This is a genomic window from Psychrobacter sp. GW64-MNA-CIBAN-0177, assembly GCF_040309585.1.
Classification (GTDB): Bacteria; Pseudomonadota; Gammaproteobacteria; order Pseudomonadales; family Moraxellaceae; genus Psychrobacter; species Psychrobacter okhotskensis.
In genome coordinates this window covers 1-266 of record NZ_JBEOOY010000289.1, presented here as the reverse complement: position 1 = coordinate 266, position 266 = coordinate 1, and the positions used below count along the sequence as shown (strand labels likewise).

The window sequence follows — 266 nt, the reverse complement described above, 5'->3', positions numbered from 1 at the left end:
ACATAAAGGTATTATTAATAAAGCCGGTATTTCGTTTAGTGGCCACACCGAGTATTTTGCACAACAGTCGAATACCGCAGATGTAGTAATGATGCTTGCTACGCAAGGCCTAAGAGTAGCGCTGGTAACGACGCATATTCCACTTGCCTATGTATCGCGTGCTATTACAGAGGATCGGCTAATCAAAGTAGCGAGTATTTTAAACCACGACTTACAAACTAAGTTTGGTATAGAAAAGCCGCGTATTTTAGTCTGTGGTTTAAATC

1 protein-coding gene is annotated in these 266 nt (G+C 41.0%); it reads left to right on the top strand.

Translation table 11 applies throughout. The annotated features are described in order from the left end of the window. The coding region (locus tag AAEY79_RS15115) for a 4-hydroxythreonine-4-phosphate dehydrogenase PdxA (protein WP_352289260.1) at positions 1-266 on the top strand (266 nt) is incomplete at both ends.